This is a genomic window from Amycolatopsis nigrescens CSC17Ta-90 (assembly GCF_000384315.1).
GTDB lineage: Bacteria > Actinomycetota > Actinomycetes > Mycobacteriales > Pseudonocardiaceae > Amycolatopsis > Amycolatopsis nigrescens.
Genome location: NZ_ARVW01000001.1, coordinates 6,821,592 through 6,838,155, shown reverse-complemented (window position 1 = coordinate 6,838,155; position 16,564 = coordinate 6,821,592). Strand labels below are relative to the sequence as shown.

At 70.7% G+C, this 16,564-nt stretch carries 17 protein-coding genes; 9 read left to right on the top strand and 8 right to left on the bottom strand.

Translation table 11 applies throughout. The features are described from left to right. The first annotated feature begins 62 nt into the window (after positions 1-62). Together AMYNI_RS0132445 and AMYNI_RS0132440 are read left to right on the top strand one after the other, a co-directional pair. On the top strand, positions 63-650 hold the full coding sequence (locus tag AMYNI_RS0132445) for a TetR/AcrR family transcriptional regulator (protein WP_020672270.1): 588 nt from the start codon (positions 63-65) through the stop codon (positions 648-650). 83 nt (positions 651-733) lie between these two features. After that, a complete protein-coding gene (locus AMYNI_RS0132440; protein WP_020672269.1) occupies positions 734-1,342 on the top strand; it encodes a DinB family protein in 609 nt (202 codons plus the stop codon). Here the strand turns inward: AMYNI_RS0132440 and AMYNI_RS0132435 are convergent. Next, positions 1,329-2,963 carry an FAD-dependent oxidoreductase gene (locus tag AMYNI_RS0132435; protein WP_020672268.1) on the bottom strand — a complete coding sequence of 545 codons (1,635 nt, stop codon included), beginning with the start codon at positions 2,961-2,963 and terminating at the stop codon, positions 1,329-1,331. The genes AMYNI_RS0132440 and AMYNI_RS0132435 overlap by 14 nt on opposite strands. 47 nt (positions 2,964-3,010) lie before the next feature. Further along, entirely contained in the window at positions 3,011-3,922 is a 912-nt protein-coding gene (locus AMYNI_RS0132430; RefSeq protein WP_020672267.1) for an AurF N-oxygenase family protein, read from the bottom strand. A 160-nt stretch (positions 3,923-4,082) separates the two neighbouring features. Between AMYNI_RS0132430 and AMYNI_RS0132425 the strand changes: the two genes are divergently transcribed. After that, positions 4,083-4,802, top strand: coding sequence for a TetR/AcrR family transcriptional regulator (locus AMYNI_RS0132425; protein WP_020672266.1), 720 nt, complete (start codon positions 4,083-4,085; stop codon positions 4,800-4,802). Between the two features lie 18 nt (positions 4,803-4,820). On the opposite strand, the gene AMYNI_RS0132420 is transcribed toward AMYNI_RS0132425, so the two are convergent. Next, the gene (locus tag AMYNI_RS0132420) at positions 4,821-5,726 is read right to left on the bottom strand and encodes an alpha/beta fold hydrolase (RefSeq protein ID WP_084628524.1); all 906 of its coding nucleotides are present in this window, start codon (positions 5,724-5,726) and stop codon (positions 4,821-4,823) included. Positions 5,727-5,881: 155 nt separating this feature from the next. Between AMYNI_RS0132420 and AMYNI_RS47505 the strand changes: the two genes are divergently transcribed. Together AMYNI_RS47505 and AMYNI_RS0132410 are read left to right on the top strand one after the other, a co-directional pair. Next, positions 5,882-7,051 (top strand): sensor histidine kinase, encoded by a 1,170-nt coding sequence (locus tag AMYNI_RS47505; RefSeq protein ID WP_020672264.1) that lies wholly within the window; start codon positions 5,882-5,884, stop codon positions 7,049-7,051. Then, a complete protein-coding gene (locus tag AMYNI_RS0132410) occupies positions 7,048-7,692 on the top strand; it encodes a response regulator (protein ID WP_020672263.1) in 645 nt (214 codons plus the stop codon). The genes AMYNI_RS47505 and AMYNI_RS0132410 overlap by 4 nt, the downstream gene beginning before the upstream one ends. A gap of 81 nt (positions 7,693-7,773) precedes the next feature. On the opposite strand, the gene AMYNI_RS0132405 is transcribed toward AMYNI_RS0132410, so the two are convergent. After that, entirely contained in the window at positions 7,774-8,985 is a 1,212-nt protein-coding gene (locus tag AMYNI_RS0132405) for a hypothetical protein (RefSeq protein ID WP_211225524.1), read from the bottom strand. Between the two features lie 248 nt (positions 8,986-9,233). Here AMYNI_RS0132405 and AMYNI_RS0132400 point away from each other — a divergent pair, with 248 nt between their 5' ends. Beyond that, a complete protein-coding gene (locus tag AMYNI_RS0132400; RefSeq protein WP_020672261.1) occupies positions 9,234-9,572 on the top strand; it encodes a DUF3140 domain-containing protein in 339 nt (112 codons plus the stop codon). Here the strand turns inward: AMYNI_RS0132400 and AMYNI_RS0132395 are convergent. Further along, positions 9,559-10,431 (bottom strand): alpha/beta fold hydrolase, encoded by an 873-nt coding sequence (locus AMYNI_RS0132395; RefSeq protein WP_020672260.1) that lies wholly within the window; start codon positions 10,429-10,431, stop codon positions 9,559-9,561. The two genes, AMYNI_RS0132400 and AMYNI_RS0132395, sit on opposite strands and share 14 nt — an antisense overlap. A 75-nt stretch (positions 10,432-10,506) precedes the next feature. Between AMYNI_RS0132395 and AMYNI_RS0132390 the strand changes: the two genes are divergently transcribed. After that, positions 10,507-11,109 (top strand): TetR/AcrR family transcriptional regulator, encoded by a 603-nt coding sequence (locus tag AMYNI_RS0132390; protein ID WP_020672259.1) that lies wholly within the window; start codon positions 10,507-10,509, stop codon positions 11,107-11,109. Here the strand turns inward: AMYNI_RS0132390 and AMYNI_RS0132385 are convergent. Beyond that, complete coding sequence (locus AMYNI_RS0132385; protein ID WP_020672258.1) at positions 11,081-12,307, bottom strand: MFS transporter; 1,227 nt, start codon at positions 12,305-12,307, stop codon at positions 11,081-11,083. The two genes, AMYNI_RS0132390 and AMYNI_RS0132385, sit on opposite strands and share 29 nt — an antisense overlap. A 52-nt stretch (positions 12,308-12,359) precedes the next feature. Further along, the gene (locus tag AMYNI_RS0132380; protein ID WP_245574043.1) at positions 12,360-13,643 is read right to left on the bottom strand and encodes an FAD-dependent oxidoreductase; all 1,284 of its coding nucleotides are present in this window, start codon (positions 13,641-13,643) and stop codon (positions 12,360-12,362) included. A gap of 107 nt (positions 13,644-13,750) precedes the next feature. Between AMYNI_RS0132380 and AMYNI_RS0132375 the strand changes: the two genes are divergently transcribed. Together AMYNI_RS0132375 and AMYNI_RS0132370 are read left to right on the top strand one after the other, a co-directional pair. Then, positions 13,751-14,626, top strand: a complete 876-nt coding sequence (locus AMYNI_RS0132375) for a LysR family transcriptional regulator (protein ID WP_020672256.1) — start codon at positions 13,751-13,753, stop codon at positions 14,624-14,626. Between the two features lie 85 nt (positions 14,627-14,711). Further along, entirely contained in the window at positions 14,712-15,476 is a 765-nt protein-coding gene (locus AMYNI_RS0132370; RefSeq protein WP_020672255.1) for an NPP1 family protein, read from the top strand. Between the two features lie 8 nt (positions 15,477-15,484). On the opposite strand, the gene AMYNI_RS0132365 is transcribed toward AMYNI_RS0132370, so the two are convergent. Further along, positions 15,485-16,417: an alpha/beta hydrolase gene (locus tag AMYNI_RS0132365; protein WP_051116593.1), complete on the bottom strand. Its 933-nt coding sequence runs from the start codon at positions 16,415-16,417 to the stop codon at positions 15,485-15,487. Positions 16,418-16,564: the final 147 nt, after the last annotated feature.

Genomic DNA, 16,564 nt, shown 5'->3' with positions numbered 1-16,564 from the left:
GGCGACGGATAACTATGGGGGATGGCATAGAATAGCCGGGCTGATTACCGATCGGAGGGTGCATGGGCCGCAGGCCGGGGCAGAGCCGCCAGCTGATGCTGGACAGCGCGGTCGCGCTGCTGCGCGAACGCGGCGCCTCCGGGGTGAGCATCGACGCCGTGCTCGCGCACAGCGGGACGCCGCGAGGGTCGGTGTACCACCACTTCCCCGGCGGTCGCAACGAACTGATCCTCGGCGCCGTCCAGCAGGCCGGTGACTACATCTCCGGCCTGATCGACCACGCGATCACCGGCGGGGCCCCTGGCACCGCGCTCGAGGAGTTCGGACGGTTCTGGAAGCAGTCGCTGCGGCACAGCGAGTTCCGGGCCGGCTGCCCGATCGTGGCGCTCGCCGTGGACCATCGCGACGATCTGCCCGAGGCCGCCGCCGTGGTGAACGAGATCTTCGTGTGCTGGCAGCGAAAAATCCAGGAACTGCTGCTGGCCGAAGGCGTTCCCGCTGATCGCGTGCGGCGGCTCGCCGTGCTGGCGATCGCCGCGATCGAAGGTGCCGTGATCCTCTGCCGCGCCCAGCGCAGCGACGAGCCCCTCGACGACGTCATCGCCGGACTCGCTCCGCTGTACCGGGCGAACGCCGCGCAGAACGACTGAAAGCGGCCTGCAACGCCCGCACCGGCGAGCTGAGACAGGAAATCCGCACGCGTCGCGGGGGCCGCCCGTGGCAGGCTGGGCGGATGATCGGATCGGGGCCGAAAGCGGACCTCCACCGCTACCTGCAGGAAGCCCGCGACGCGCTGCTGTGGAAGCTGGATGGGCTCTCCGAGTACGACGTCCGCCGTCCGCTCACGCCGACCGGCACCAACCTGCTGGGGCTGGTGAAGCACCTGACCGGGGTGGAGATCGGATACTTCGGCGAGACCTTCGGGCGGCCGGTGGAGCAGTTGCCGCCCTGGCTCGTCGACCTCGAATCCGCCGAGTCCGCCGACCCCACGGTGGACATGTGGGCAACCGCCGAGGAATCGCGCGAAGAGATCATCGGCTACTACCGCCGGGCCTGCGCGCACTCGGACGCGACCATCGACGGGCTGGCGCTGGACGCGGCCGGCCGGGTGGAGCCGTGGCCGGAGCACCTGCGCGCGGTGACGCTGCACCGGATCCTGGTGCACGTGCTCGCCGAGACGCACCGGCACGCCGGGCACGCCGACATCGTGCGGGAACTGGTGGACGGGGCAGCCGGGATGGTGGCGGGCAACGAAAACCTGCCCGAGGTCGACCGGCGGTGGTGGGCGGAGCACCGGGACCGGCTCGAACGCGTGGCGCGGGCGGCGGCTACCGGCCAGTGAACCGCCGTCCCGCCCGGAGCAGTTCGCCGACGGTGGCGAACTTGACCCTGGGGCGGCCCGACTCCTGGCCGCGCTGACGCTCGACGCGGTCGATCGCCAGCATTTCCCGCAACCCGAGCGCGTCCGGCTTCCGCCTGCGGACAAGCCGGTCGAACTCCTTGGCTCCGCCGGCCGGCGCGGGCAGGCGATGCGCGGCCGCGTCGTCCAGCAGGCTGTCGACGGTCTCCGCCGAACAGGTCCGGTTGGCGCCGATCCCGCCCGAAGGTCCGCGCTTGACCCAGCCGACGACGTAGGTCCCGGCGAGGGGCGCGCCGGAATCCGGGTCGGTCACCCGGCCGGCCCGGTGCGGCACGGTCGACGTGGCGCCGTCGAACGGCAGGTCCGCCACCGGAGCGCTGCGGTAGCCGATCGACCGGACCACCAGCCCGGCCGGGATCGTCTCCTCTTCGCCGGTCGTGGTGCGGGCGACCCGGACCGACCCGGCCGCGCCCAGTTCGACCGGCGCGCACCGGAAGCGGAACACGATCCGCCGGTCCCCGTCCCGCGCCGGAGGCACGCTCAGGTCCACCTCCTCGATCGGCACGTCGCCGAGCAGCGCCGCCTTGGCACCCGGCTCGGCGGCCTCGATCGCGGCACGAGTGCCGCCGTGCTCGTCGACGACCACCCGGACCCCGGGCAGGTGCCGCAGCGCGACGAACTCCGGGCTCGTGTAGGCGGCGTGCTCGGGCCCCCTGCGCCCGAGCAGCACCACCTCGCGGACGTTGCTCCGGCGCAGCGCCGCCAGCGCGTGGTCGGCGATGTCGGTGCCGGCCAGCAGTTCCGGGTCGGTGACCAGGATGCGCGCCACGTCCAGGGCCACATTTCCGTTGCCCACAACGAGAACGCGCTCCGCGGAAAGGTCGATCGCGTCGGCCGGCACGGACGGGTGGGAGTTGTACCAGCCCACGAACTCCGTGGCCGAGATGCTACCCGCGCCGTCCTCGCCGGGAATCCCCAGCGCCCTGTCGTTCGCCGCACCCACCGCGTAGATCACCGCGTGATGGTGCGCGGCGACCTCCTCGTGCGTCAGGTCGGTGCCGACCTCGACGTTCAGGTGCATCTTCAGCCGCGGATGCCGGTACAGCGCGGCGAAACTGTCCCCGACCTTCTTCGTCGAAGGATGATCGGGCGCGACGCCGAAACGGACAAGGCCGCCGGGCACCGGCATCCGGTCGAGCATCGTCACCTCGGCCCCGGTCGAGCGCAGCAGCGACTGCGCCGCGTAGCACGCCGCGGGGCCGGTGCCGATGATCGCGATCCGGAGCGGTCCGACGTCCTGCGGCAGGGAACGCGGGAAATGCGGCTCGCCCCAGGCGTTTCCACCCGTGTGCGTCTCGTAGTACCGCTCGTTCAGCCCGGCGTAGCCGATGTCAGGGCCCCGCAGCCGATCGACCGGGAAGATCGCGTCCACCGGGCAGGCGTCCGCGCAGGCACCGCAGTCGATGCAGGTCTGCGGGTCGATGTAGAGCATCTCCGTGCTGCCGAAGTCCGGCTCGTCCGGAGTCGGGTGGATGCAGTTGACCGGGCACACCGACACGCAGGACGCATCGTTGCAACAGGTCTGGGTGATCGCGAAGGCCATGGCTGGTGGTCGTTCCTCTGTCGCTCGGCTGTCCGTTCCGGCAGCTCTCAGAGCATGTTGACGCTCTTGTAGATGGACACCGCCGGCTTGGTCAGCAGCCCGGCCTGGGAAAGGAAATCCATCAGGTGCGCGCAGCTCGACCGCATCATCGCCTTGCGGTGCTCGTTGCCGCGCACCTCGGCCAGCGCACGCTCGGTGTCCAGCCCGGCCGCGGCGTAGACCCCTTCGTTCACCATGCTCTTGACGATGAAGTACGCGCCGGCGGCGACCGAAACACCGCTCACCTGACGGCGGGTGGCGCTGATCCCGTCCATCCGCTCGCGGATCTCCTGCCGGGCGAACTTCATGTGCCGCGACTCCTCGAGGACGTGGATCTTGCTGCTGGTCCGCACGATCGGCAGCACGTTCTCGCCGCGCATCCAGTCGCGCTGCATCACGTCCAGCACCTCTTCGGCCACCAGCGTGCCGCCGTAGGCCACTTCCGCGGACGCCACGCTCTTGAAGAGGCGGGCGAGCTCGATCGTGCTCCGCTTAGGAAAGTACGCCGGGACGCCCAGCTTCTCGCAGACGCGGGCGAACATGATCGAGTGCCGGCACTCGTCGGCGATCTCGGTCAGCGCGAACTGGAACTCCGAGTTCGCGGGGTTCTGCACGTACTGGTCCCGGAGGATCATCTGCTGCAGGATCATCTCGAACCAGATGCCGGTGCTCATGATCGAGCAGACCTCGTGCCGGGTGAGGGTGATCCGCTGCCGCTCAGTCATCTCGTCCCAGAGCGACGTCCCGTACAGGGTGCTCCACTCGGGATTGAGCCCGTAGAGGTCCGCCTGCAGCGGCTCGTCCCAGTCGATCTCTTTCGCGGGGTCGTAGGACAGCATCGCGGCCGACTCCAGCAGGCGCCGCGAAACGTCGTCGTCCTGGCTCGTGTTCTGGCGGAAGTCCGCCGCGGAACTGGTCATGACCTGATCCCTCCAATGCGACTCGGTCACCTGTTACTCGAAGTAACAGCTACACGAATGTAGCACATAGTTCGGCCGGTTGTGCTCTCGAACACAAGGGGTGCTCGGCGGTTACCGGAGGTGCGCAGCGGGGCCGGTGGCGGGTCGTAGGCTGGAGCACGTGCCCGAGCCGACGCCGACCACCAAACTCCCGGACCGCCGCGCCCAGCGGTGGACCGGTCAGCGCGCCAAACGGCGGGCCCAGTTCGTGGAGGCGGCGATCGCCGCGATCGCCGTGCACGGGCCGGCGGTGTCGACCGAGCAGGTCGCGGCCAAGGCCGGCGTCGCGCGTCCCCAGCTGTACCGGCACTTCCAGGGCGCCGACGATCTCCACCAGGCGGTCGCGCTGCGCGCGGCCGAGCTGATCGTCGCGGAGATGGCACCGCTGCTGAGCACGCCGGGCGGACCGCCGGCGCGGATGATCGACCAGGCCGTCCGCGCGCTGGTGCGGTGGATCGCCGAGCACGCCAACCTGTACCGGTACGTCACCCAGCGCGCGATCACCGGGCCCGGCGGGCGCGGGGACGTCCGCAACGTGGTCGCCGACATCAAGACCACCCTCGGCACCCAGCTCAGCGCCCTGCTCGGCGCCTACCTGAGCGCCTTCGAACTGCCCATCCGGATCGCGGACCCGCTCGCGTTCGGCCTGGTGGGGTTCCTGGAGTCGGCCACCGACCGCTGGCTGGACGAGCCGAAGTCGCTGAGTGAAGAGGACCTCGTCGACTACCTCTCGGCGTGGGTCTGGGGAACGCTGGACCACATCTTCCGTTCGGCGGGCATCGTCGTCGACCCGGACCAGCCGATCGCCATCGGAGAGCCCGCCACGGCCGGGTCGGAGTAGCGCCGGACGACAACGGGTTCACGACAGCGCCTCCCGGAGTTTTCCGGCGAACTCCCGCGGTCGCCACATGTAGCCGGTGTGGTCACCGGGGAACTCCCAGGCCGCGGTGCCGAGCCGGTCGGCGAGCGTGCGGACGATCCGGGTCGCCACCTCGGCCTGGTAGTGGCCGACGCCGAGCACCAGTCCGGGCAGCTTCGCGCGCACTGCGGGCAGGTCCGGCCGGTACCGGACGAACGGGAGCATCTCGTGCGCCAGCAGGAACTCCGCGTTGCCCTCGATCCGGTCGCCGAACTCCGGATCGGCCGGGTAGTCGCCGTCGCCCGCCGGGTCCGGCTTGCCGGGATCGATCTCGGCGAACTGCCGGTACGCCTGCATGACGCCGCTGGTGCGATAAGTCCGGTACACCGCATCGTATTTCGCGAGTTCCGCCCCGGCGTCCGGCAGGATCTCCGGCACCGGCGGCTCGTGGCAGACCACCGTGGCGAGGCGGTCGGGGTGGCGGGCGGCCAGTTCGAGCGCGACGATCGCGCCGCCGCTGCTGCCGAACACGTGCGCCGGTCCTTCGGCCAGCTCGTCGAGCAGCCGGACGGCGTCGTCGGCCTGCTGCTCCAGCCGCAGGTCGGTGGCCGGCCCATCGAGCCGGCTCCGCGAGTTCCCGCGCCGGTCGTAGGTGATCACCGTGTACTGCCCGGCGAGCTCCGGCGCGATTGCGGCGAACGAACCGGCGTCCACCCTGCCGCCGTGGATCATCAGCAGCGGCCGCCCCTTGCCCCGCAGCTCGTAGTACAGCCGCGCCCCCGGCACCGGCAGATACCCGGTCCGCACCGGGGAGCGTTCGGCCGCCCCAGGTCTTCCGCCGCCGCACGCGCCGAGCACCGTCATTCCAGCCGCGGCACCGAGAAGTACTGTCCGTCTGTTGACCATGCGACCATTCCAGCCCGCCGCCGGGCACCGGTGAAAGCACGCGAAGTTCCGGTTTTCCGCCGCCGGTACCGGCAAACGGACCGCGACCCCAGACTTTGGTAGCGGTTTCGCCCGCGCCGGAGTACTGGCGGTCCGGCCGTGGGTACCTTTTCGCCATGGGCCGCGAACGAATCGCCGACGTCGTGGTGGTGGTCTTCGCCGGCACGATCGCGGTGATCAACACCGTGACCCAGCTCCCGGCCATGCCCGAACCGTACGACGTCCTCGTGCTCGGCCTGCTGCTGACCGGCGCGGCCGCCCTGTGGTTTCGCCGCCGGGCCCCGGTCGCGGTCGCCTGGTTCGTCGCGCTGCTCGCCGCCGCATTAGCCGTGGCCGTGTGGGTGTGGCCGGGTGCCGTACCGGGAGTCCGGCCGGAGCCGGAGAGCATTCTGCTGCCCTCGGCCGCGCCTTTCGCCGCGTACAGCGTGGCCGCTTTCGCCCGCGGTCACCGACTGGCCTGGCCACCGCTGGTCGTCGTGGCCGCCACCGCCTGCGTGGGCACGCCGCTGCTGACGCACCTCGGCGCCACCGCCGGTCCGATCGTGGCACTGGTCGGCGGGCCGGCCGCACTCGGCCTGTACGTCGCGGCACGGACCGAACGCGCGGAACGCGAACAGCAGCTGTGCGAGGAACGGGCCCGCCGTCAGGAGCGGCTGCGCTTGGCCGCCGAAATACACGACGTGGTCAGCCACCGGGTGAGCGTGATGGTGTTGCAGGCCGGTGCCCTGCACCTGACCGGCGCGGACGAGCCGACCCGGCGCGCGGCCGAGGAGCTGCGGGCGACCGGTTGCCATGCCTTGGACGAACTGCGCGAGCTGGTCGGGCTGCTCAGCGCGTCCGGGCGGTCGGACGCGGCGGACACCGGCCCGCTCGAACCCCTGCCCGATCTGGCCGCGCCGGTCGCGGCCGCGCGGTCGGTCGGGATCGCCGTCGAGATCGTCACCGACGGCGAGCCGTGCCTGGTCTCCCCCGCGGTCGGCCGGACCGCGTACCGGGTGGTCCAGGAGGCGCTGACCAACGTCTGCAAGCACGCCCCCGGATCGCGTGTCCGGCTCGGCGTGCGACAGGCACCGGACGGGGTGCGGGTGAGCATCCGCAACACCGCACCGGCCGGAGCGGGCGATGCGGCACTGGCCTCCGCCGGCGGCGGGACCGGGCTGCTCGGCCTGAGGCGGCGGATCGAGCTGGTCAACGGCACGCTGGAGGCCGAGCCGTGCGCCGACGGCGGGTTCCGGGTGGACGCGGCCCTGCCCGCCTTCGTCCGGGCGGGCAGCGAGAGCGCATGATCCGGGTCCTCCTCGTCGACGACGACCCGCTCGTCTGCGCGCACCTGCGGGCCATCCTCGCCACGGCGGACGACCTGGAGGTCTGCGCCGAGGCGTACGACGGCGCGGAGGCCTTCGAGGCCGTCACCAGGCACCAGCCCGACGTCGTGCTGATGGACCTCCGGATGCCCGGCGTCGACGGAATCACCGCGATCGGCCACATCAGCGCCCTCGCCCGGCCGCCGGTGATCGTCGCGCTGACCACCTTCGACACCGACCACCACGTGCTGCACGCCCTGCGGGCCGGCGCGGCCGGATTCCTGCTGAAGTCCACGCCGCCGGCCGACCTGATCGGACTGGTCCGGGTCGCCGCGGACGGCCACACCGTGCTCTCCCCCGCCGCGACCCGGCACCTGCTGGTCTCCGCGGACGGCCGCCAGCAGGGCCGGGACCGGGCGGCCGCGCTGACCTCGGCACTGACCACGCGGGAGAAGGAGGTTCTCGGCTGGCTGGGGCACGGCATGTCCAACGCCGAAATCGCCCGGCGGCTGTACCTGTCCGAGGCCACCGTCAAGGGACACGTCTCCCGGATACTGGCCAAGTTGGGCTGCGCCAACCGGTCCAGCGCCGGGCTGCTCGCCCGTGACGCCGGGCTCGGCTAGGAAGACCACTCGGCGGGCGCCGGACCCTGACCGCGTTTCCTCGGCACTCCACGACTCAACCTCGGAACCTCTCCGAATTCTTCAGGTCGCCGAGCCGGGTTCCAGATCGGCGGGCAGCAGCGGCTCGGTGAGCAGGCGGCGCACCCTGGCGGACCGCTCGGGATGGTCGAGCCAGGACCGCAGGATCCGCCACCCGTGGTAGTAGCCCAGGACGTAGGTGCTCATTCCGGGCGCTCGCACGGCATCGAGGGCCCACTTGGTCTCCGCCTCGGTGAGCAAGGCCCACCGCGCCAGGTAGTTCCCGATCTCCACGTCGGACCGCCCGTCGGCGGCCAGGAACGCGGCATTGCCCCAGACTCCCCAAAGGACGTTCCTGGCGTGCTGGATCGCGGCGAAATCGCTGCCGTCCGGCGGAATGCGCTGGGGCGCCAGCACCGCATCGGTCAGCCACGCCTGCGCCTCGTCTCCGGGAAAGATGATGTCCTGCGCGTGCAGCCCGAGTCCTTCACTGACCACGAAGGAGGGCGAGATCATGAACCGGACCTGATGCTCCAGCAGGCCGCGCGCACCGACCAGCTCGATGTCCTTCAGCATGGATTCGGCGATATGCCCGGGAAATCCTTCATGAGCGACCACGTACAACAGGTCGGCTAGATTGAACGGGGCACTGTTGTTCAGGTGTATCACCGATCGCCGTTCACCCAGGTACTGCCCTCGGTGCGGCCCGGCGGACAGCCGGCACTCCACCGCCGTGTCCGGTGGCAGCGGCACGATCGCGTTTGTCCTGGCGCGTGTTTCGGTCACCGCCCAGCCTGCCAGTTCCGGCAGCCGGTGTGCCTCCGACCGGAGCGTGTGCACGCCCTGCCAGGCGTGCAGACGCTGCGCCAGTGAACCGGTGGCGGCGGGCAGGGCGGCGTCGAGTTCGGCGTGCGCGGCCTCGAACAGTGATTCCGGCTGCCAGTCCGCCGCCACCCCCAGGCATTGCCGGGCGAGTTCCCCCAGTGGCAGGTCTTCTCCGGCCAGCCGGCGTGCGAAGACGCGCATCGAGCGAAGCTGAGCGGCCAGGTACCTCGCCCGCGACCCGTCGAAGGGGAGGTCGTGCAGCAGGTGCTCGCAGTCCTCGGCCAGCAGGCCCGGCGGCGGTGGCTGCTCGGCCCGCACCTGCGAACTCCATCGGCCGGGCCCGCTGTACATGAGCACGGGTCCCCCGCCGGAAGCACTGAGCTGCCGGTCGATGCGGAGAGCCAGGATGGCGTAGGCCCGCAACCACTCCTCTTGAAGTTGATATCCCACGACTCAACTTTGGCGGAGGGTGCGCATCAGGTCAAGACCGGCGTACCCGCGGCCTTCGCTGGCGCGTTTCGGGCTGCCCGGTACGGGAAACACCCAGGGGTGGAAGGAAAGGAGATTCGATGAGCATCGCACCCGAAACCGCGACCAAGGGCAAGAAACTGCTGGCAGGCAGGCTGTCCGGGGAAGAGGGCTGACCGGCCGGTGGTGAGGACCTGGAAAGCAGGCGGAACAACAGGGAGGTGAGCCGCATGGCCGCCGTGCCCCCCGAACAGGAGGAGCTCTGGGAGGAATTCCACCGCGTGGTGAACATGACCTCGCGTGAACTGGCCGAATGGTTGCTGACCAGCGCCGCCACCCCGGAGACCGAGCCGCTGCCGGACAAGGACGCGCCGCTGACCGGCGAGCAGGTGCTGGCCATCCTCCGCAAGCGCAAGGGGGATCTCGACCGCGAGGACCTGCAGGTGATGCGCAAGGTGGTGGACCGGGTGCACGCCGAGCGCCCGGACGACCTGGAGCCCACCGCGGGTCAGGCGAGCTGGCGGCACGGCCTGATGTCGATCGGCCACGACCCGCTCAAACCCGGCTAGCCGGAGGTCCCAGGGTCCCAGAAGTCTCCGCAAGGAACTTCGTCAGCGTCTCGGCGAGTCGCTCCGGCTGGTCCTCGGGGATCAAGGTGGACGAACCGTCGATCTCGACCAGCCGCCCCTGCGGGAGGAGTTCGGCCAGCCGCGCGCCGTGGTCGCGGGGCAGCATCCGGTCGTCGGTGGCCCATACGACCAGCGCCGGCCGGTCGAACTCCCGGAGCCGGCCGCTCCATTCCAGCAGCACCTGCCGCGGCGGTGACGATGTGGCGAACTTGGCGAGGTCACGGCGGATGGCGCGGCGGTGCGGGCCGTTGGTGGCCGGGGCGAACCAGTCGTCGAGCACTTCGTCCGGGATCCCGCGCAGGCTCAGCACCCCGTAGGCCCTCGGGTTGTGGCGGAAGAACTTCGTGCTCAGCAGCCGCATCAGCAGCCAGGTCCCGCCCGGCAGGGCGACCATCCGCAGGAGCGGGCGGACGGGTTTCGGCGGGAAGTTGTCGAACGCCTCGCAGGCGACCATGACCAGCCTGCCGACCCGGTCCGCCCTGCGCTCGGAGATCATGAACTGCGCCCCGCCCCAGTCGTTCATGATCAGCGTGACCTCGGTCAGCCCTAGCCGTTCCAGGAACTCCGCGAGCAGCAACGCCTGGCCGCGCTGCGAGAGGTCTGCGTCCGGCTTCATCGGCTGCCGGTGCGCGCCCAGCGGCATGGTCGGCAGGACGCAGCGATAGCCGGGAAGCAGCGGCAGCACCTTGCGCCACTGCGACTCGTTCATCGGGAAGCCGGTCGTGAACACCAGTACCGGGCCGGGGCCGCCGGTGTCCAGATAGTCGATCGGTCCCGCGGAGAGTTCGATCCGCGCCATCCCGCCCTCCTCATTTGATAGATCGTTCTAATACGATACCCTGGTTGGCAACGCACTGTCGAGGAGGTGGCGCCCATGGGCGGCGGAAAAGCCGATGCCGGAACCCCGGATACCCGCACGAGGATCCAGGAAGCGGCCGGGCGGTTGTTCCGCCAGAAGGGATACACCGGCACCGGCCTCAAGCAGATCGCCACCGAGTCGGCGGCGCCGTTCGGCTCCATCTACCACTTCTTCCCCGGCGGGAAGGAGCAACTGGCCGACGATGTCATCCGCAGCGCCGGCCTGGAGTACGGGTACCTGGTGCTCACCCTGCTCGAAGACAAGCCGGATCCGCTGGAGGCGCTCGATTTCGCGTTCCGGAAAGCCGCCGACGACCTGGTCGCCACCGGCTACGCGGACGCCTGCCCCATCGCCACCATCGCGCTGGAGGTGGCGAGCACCAACGAGACGCTCCGGGCGGCAACCGCCGATGTCTTCGCCGTGTGGGCGGCCGGGGCGACGGCGTGGTTCGGCCGGTTCATCCCCGACGAGGCACAAGCCAGGACGCTCGCCTTCGCGATGATCAACCTGCTGGAGGGTGCTTTCATCCTGAGCAGGGCCGCCCGGGACGGTGAGCCGCTGCTCGCCGCCGGAAAGTCCATTGTGGACCTCACGCGACTGGCGATGGACCGGGCCTGACCGGCCGGTCGTCCCGGACGCCGAGCATGACGAGGCCGCCGAGAATCGGGCCGGCGGCCAGCACCACGAACGCGGAGTAGAAGGAATGGGTCGCCTGGAACACCGGGCCGACCACGGCCGGCACGATCACGCTGCCCAGCTGCCACAGCGCGTTCACCGCGCCGGCCGCGGACCCTGCCAGCCGCGCGCCGGTCAGGGTGGGGGTGAGCGCGGCGGTCAGCGGGCTGTAGGCGTAGGCGGCGACCCCGAGCAGCGGCGCCACCCAGAGGAACGCCTGATAGCTGGTCATCCTGCCGAAGACCAGCAGGGTGGCGCCGAACAGGAACAGGATGGCCACGGTCGGGATCCGTCTGCCGAGTCCCATCTTGTCGGTGACGAACCCGACCAGCGGCTTCACCGCCACCGCGGTACCGGAGAAGATCACCAGCACCACCCCCGCGTCGATCGGGCTGATCCCGTTGCCCTTGACCATCAGGGTGTTCGACCAGGTGACGAACCCGTAGGTGCCCCAAAGGCCGCCGAACCCGGCCAGGCCGAGCAGCAGCAGGTCCCGGTTGCGCAGCAACGGGCGCAGGTCGGGCACGGGACGCCGCCCCGGCGCGTCGCCGGACCGCTCGCCGTCGCGGATGAACAGCAGGCACAGCACGGCGAGCACGACGGTGACCCCGCCGAACAGGTGGTACGAGGCCTGCCAGCCCGAACTCGCGATCAGGCTGGGCACCACCGCGTTGGCCACCACCGTGCCCAGCGACGTCGCGGTCATGAACACGCCGGAGGCGAACCCGCGATCCTCCGGCCGGAACCAGGAGGTGATCAGCTTCAGGCCGGCCGAGAAGTCCGCGCCCGCGAACAGGCCCAGCGCGCCCTGCACGACCAGGCCCATCGCCATCGACGTGGTCGAGCCGAACAGGACCATCAGCCCGCCGGCCACCAGTGACGTGGTGCCGAGCACCTTCCGCCCACCGAGCCAGTCGGTGAGGAAGCCGCCGCCCGCGTTCGACACGACGTAGCCGACGTAGTAGCAGGTGGCGAAGATGCCGAGGGCGGCGAGCGGGACGCCGAGCGAATCGCTCACCGACGCCGAGGCCGGGCCCCAGGTGGACCTGTCCACCGAGGTCATGGTGAAGGCCGCCCAGCTCAGCAGCAGCACGACCCAGCGGTACGCCGAACCGGTGGTGGTACTCGTGGTGGTACTCATCGTTGAGTCTCCGAATCACGGGGAAAGCGGTCCGGCCGGGACCGAAGCGGGGTCAGACGAGTGCGCTCTGCCGTCGCAGCTCGGCACGGATGGCGGCCACGTCGTGCGCGGTGCCCTGGCCGTACTGGGCCGCCGCGACGCCCGCCGCGTGGCCGGTGGCGAACGCGGTGCCCATCACCCGCACCGACGCGTAGGCCTCGTCGTCGGAGCTGGTCAGCCTGCCCGCTCCCCAGAGGTTGCCGGTGTCGGCCGAGCAGATCGCGCCGTACGGGATGTCGTAGCAGCCCCCGTCCTGGATCGGCCGGTAGTTGGTGACGCCGGGGCTCGCGTGGTCCTCGATCGGCCAGCCGCAGCGGGCGATCGCCGAGCCGGGATGCTTGCGGCCGGTGAGCACGTCCTGTTCGGTGACCTGCTCGCGTCCGCGCAGGTGCCGCGCTTCCCGGATGCCGATCTGCGGGCCGGTTTCCAGCAGGTACGCGCTTTCCCAGCCGTCCAGGTGCGCGCGCAGCGCGTCGAGGTACTGCCACGCCTGCCTGCGGGCACTCGCCTCGTCCCGGCTGATCGCGGCCACGTCCAGCGCGTCGAGCTGTTCGTCGACGAGCAGGGCGATCACCTCGCGGGTGACCGGCAGGTGCACGGCGATGCCGTAGTCGCGGGGCAGCCGGGTGCCGGTCTGCCGGCCGTGGGCGGCCACCGCCGCGCGCAGCCCCTCGCGGGAAAGGTCCGCGTCCTCGGCCACGCCGCCGAAGCGGCACACCAGGGTGCTGGTCTGGCGCTGGTCGACAGCGGCGACGCGCACACCGGCACCGGCCTCGGCCAGCAGCGCGCCGTCACCGCTCGCGTCGACGAACGCCTTGGCGGTGACGCGTTCGCGGCCGCCGCGGTGGTGCAGCTCCACCTCGGTCACCCGCTCGTTCGAGCGGGTCGCGCCGATCAGCCTGGTGTGCAGGTACACGTCCACCCCGGCATCGGCCAGCGCCGCGTCGAGGACCAGCTTGGTGGACTCCACGTCGAGCAGCACGATGCGATTGCCCGTCCAGCCCATCGTCTTCTCTTCGTAGACACCGCGGGCCCGCAGCCGCCGCAGGATGTCCTCCCCCACCCCGGCGACCACCTGCTCGCCGCGCTGGTCGAAGAACCCGCAGAAGGTGAGCACCGAGCTGTTCGTCGCCGCCCCGCCGAGGAACGGGTACTGCTCCACCAGCAGCACGGAGGCGCCGGTCCGCGCGGCCCCCACCGCGGCCGCGACCCCGCCGGCGCCGCCACCGATGACCACGACGTCGTAGTTGTCCACTGTGTCCACTGTGTCCCCTGCCGCCCTTCGCCCGGTGTGCACTGTGGACACATTAGAAAGGCAGGGTGGCGGCCGGAGCCAATATCGTTTGGTCAGCCGGGCTATAACCGGAAGGTATGGACAGCGTAGAGGCCACGACGGGAGCTGCCATGGAACTGAGGCGTCTGCGGTACTTCACCGCGGTGTTCGCGGAGGGCTCGCTGTCCAGGGCCGCCGAACAGTTGCGCATCTCCCAGCCCGCGCTGACCAGGCAGATCCGGCAGCTCGAGCACGAGCTGGGGGTCGCGGTGTTCGAACGGGTACCGACCGGGGTTCGCCCGACCCCGGCCGGGGCCGCCCTGAACGAACACGCCCAGCTCGTGCTGCGGCTGGCCGACGCCAGCCGGGAGGTCGCGCGGTCGGCGGGGCCGGCGCGGGAGATCGTGCGGATCGGACTGGCGCCGGGGGTGCCGACCGGCTGGCTGCACCGGGTGCTGGGTGCGGTGCGCGAGCGGGCGCCGCACGCCGACATCGCGTTCACCGACGCCAGCAGCACCGACCAGCTGCGGATGATCAGGGAGGGCAGGCTCGACCTCGGGCTGGCGCACCAGCAGCCGCCGTCGGTGCTCGCCGGGGCCGGGCTGTTCGAGCAGCCGTTCGGGCTGGCGGTCCGGCCCGGCCATGCGCTGGCCGGAACCGCGGAATGCCGCCTGTCCGACCTCGACGGCCTGCGCGTGCTCGCGCACGCCAGGGACCAGGTGCCCACCGAGCACGACCGGCTGCTCGCCGCGGCCCATCACCTCGGCGTCTCGCCGGTCTGGGTGTTCGCCCGGTTCACCGAGAACGCGCTCGCCTGCGCGGAGGCGGCCGGTACCGCCGCCGTCCTGCTCACCGAGTCCAGCGCCGGGCGGCTGCTGCCGGGCTGGCCGTGGTCGCGCCTGGTCGAGCCGCCGTTCCTGATGCGGACCTGGCTGGTGCGCCAGCCGGTGACCAGGGCCATCGTCGAGCGGGTCGCCACCGTCGTCGCCGGGGTCCCGGTGGACTGAGCCGTTCAGCTCGAGTTGGTCGTTTCCCCAGTCCGCGGCCCTTACGATCAGGCGGTCGTGCGGACGTCGATCGGGAGGCGCTGTCGTGGGGTCGGGAAAGCTGTCGTTCACCATCCGGGCACTGGCCGGGGCCGCCGCGCTGGTCGTGGTCCTGCCCGCGACCTCCGCGTGGGCCGAACCGCCCGGCGCGCTGCCGGCCAGCGCCGCCGAGCCGGACGCCAAGTGGCAACCGGGTTTCGACTACGACACCGACGGCTGCTACTCCACCCCGGCCATCGGCGCGGACGGGACGGTGGCCGAGGGGCTGAACAACTCCGGTGCCCTGAACGGGAATTGCCGCGACCAGTCCGATTTGGACAATACCAACTCCTACGCCCGCGCCAAGTGCAACAACGACTGGTGCGCCTACATGTACGCGCTGTACTTCGAGAAGGACCAGGTCGTCGCGGGCGTCGACGCCTTCGGCCACCGCCACGACCTCGAACATGTCGTGGTGTGGGTGAACCAAGACCAGGCTCAGTACGTTTCGACGTCGGCGCACGGCGAGTACGCCAAACACCCCGCCTCCGAGGTCGCCTGGGAAGGGACGCACCCGAAGATCGTCTACCACAAGGACGGCGGCAGCACGCACGCCTTCCGCCTTGCCGGCAAGGACGAACAGCCGGAGAACCACTACCGGAAGTGGCAGTACCCGGCGCTGGTCAGCTGGAACAACTTCCCCGCCGGCATCCGCGACAAGCTGACCTCGGCCGACTTCGGCAAGGCGAGTCTGGCGCTCAAGGACGGGAGCTTCGAGGACAACCTCCGGAAGGCCAAGCCGGACGGCATCCCGTTCGACCCCGCCGGGTGACCCGGGTACTACGACAGGCCGAGCGCCGGTGCCAGCACGGGCCACGAGTTGTGCAGCGCGCGTTCCCAGTACGGCCAGCTGTGCGTGCCGTTGCCGTAGTAGTCCGCGGTGACCGGGATTCCCCGCTGCCCCAGCAGGTCGGTGAAGCTGCGCGAGGTCATCTCGGACATCGCGTCCAGCGGGTCGCTCTGCCCCGGCGGGTCGAGGGGTCCGGTCTCGCCGTTTCCGGAGCTGACGTAGAGCGCGGTGCCGCGCAGTTCGTCGACATGGTTGTACGGATTGCGCTCCGCCCATTTGGACACCGGTGAGCTTTCGTCGCCCCACATTGCCCAGGGATTGTAGATCCCGACCCGGAACAGCAGTCCCTTGATCGTGCCCGCGGCACCGGGATAAAGGGTGTTCGGTATCCCGCTGTAGGACGCGGCGGCGCCGAACATCCCCTTCTTGCGGAACGCGTAGGCGAGTGCCCCGTAGCCGCCGATGGAAACGCCGGCCACCGCGCGCTGGGTGCCGCCGCGGTAGGACCGCTCGACGAGCTGCCGGACCTCCTCGGTGTGGAAGGCCTCCCAGTCCGGCTTCTCGTAGAGCCCGAAATTCCACCACCTGGTGTACATGCCGGCCGGGCCGTCGCTGGGCATCACCACGATCACGTCCTTGTCCGCGGTGAAGGACTTCACGTCGGTGAACTGGTCCCATGACTTGTAGTCGGCGGGCTCGCAGCAGCCGTGCAGCAGGTAGAGCGTGGGCCAGGTCCTGGTGGGCTCGGCCTTCCAGCCAGCCGGTACGAAGAGCCGGACCGTGCCGGTCGCACCGATCGCCGGGGAGTCGATCTGCAGGTCCACCGTGCGCGCGTCGAGCCAGGTCTCCTTGGTCACCCTGGCGCCGTCATCGGCGGTCGCCGCGTTCGGCCATGACTGCGCCGCGGTGAGTCCCGGTGCCATCGCGGAGGTCAGCGACAGGGCGCAGAACAACGTCAGCAGCGGGGTGAAACGGCGGAAGATCGAAAACCGGTTCCGGGTGGCCGGATTGCCTAGCGATGCCATTGCGCCCCATTCTCGTGCCTGCCCGATCCCGGGCGCACCGGCGAG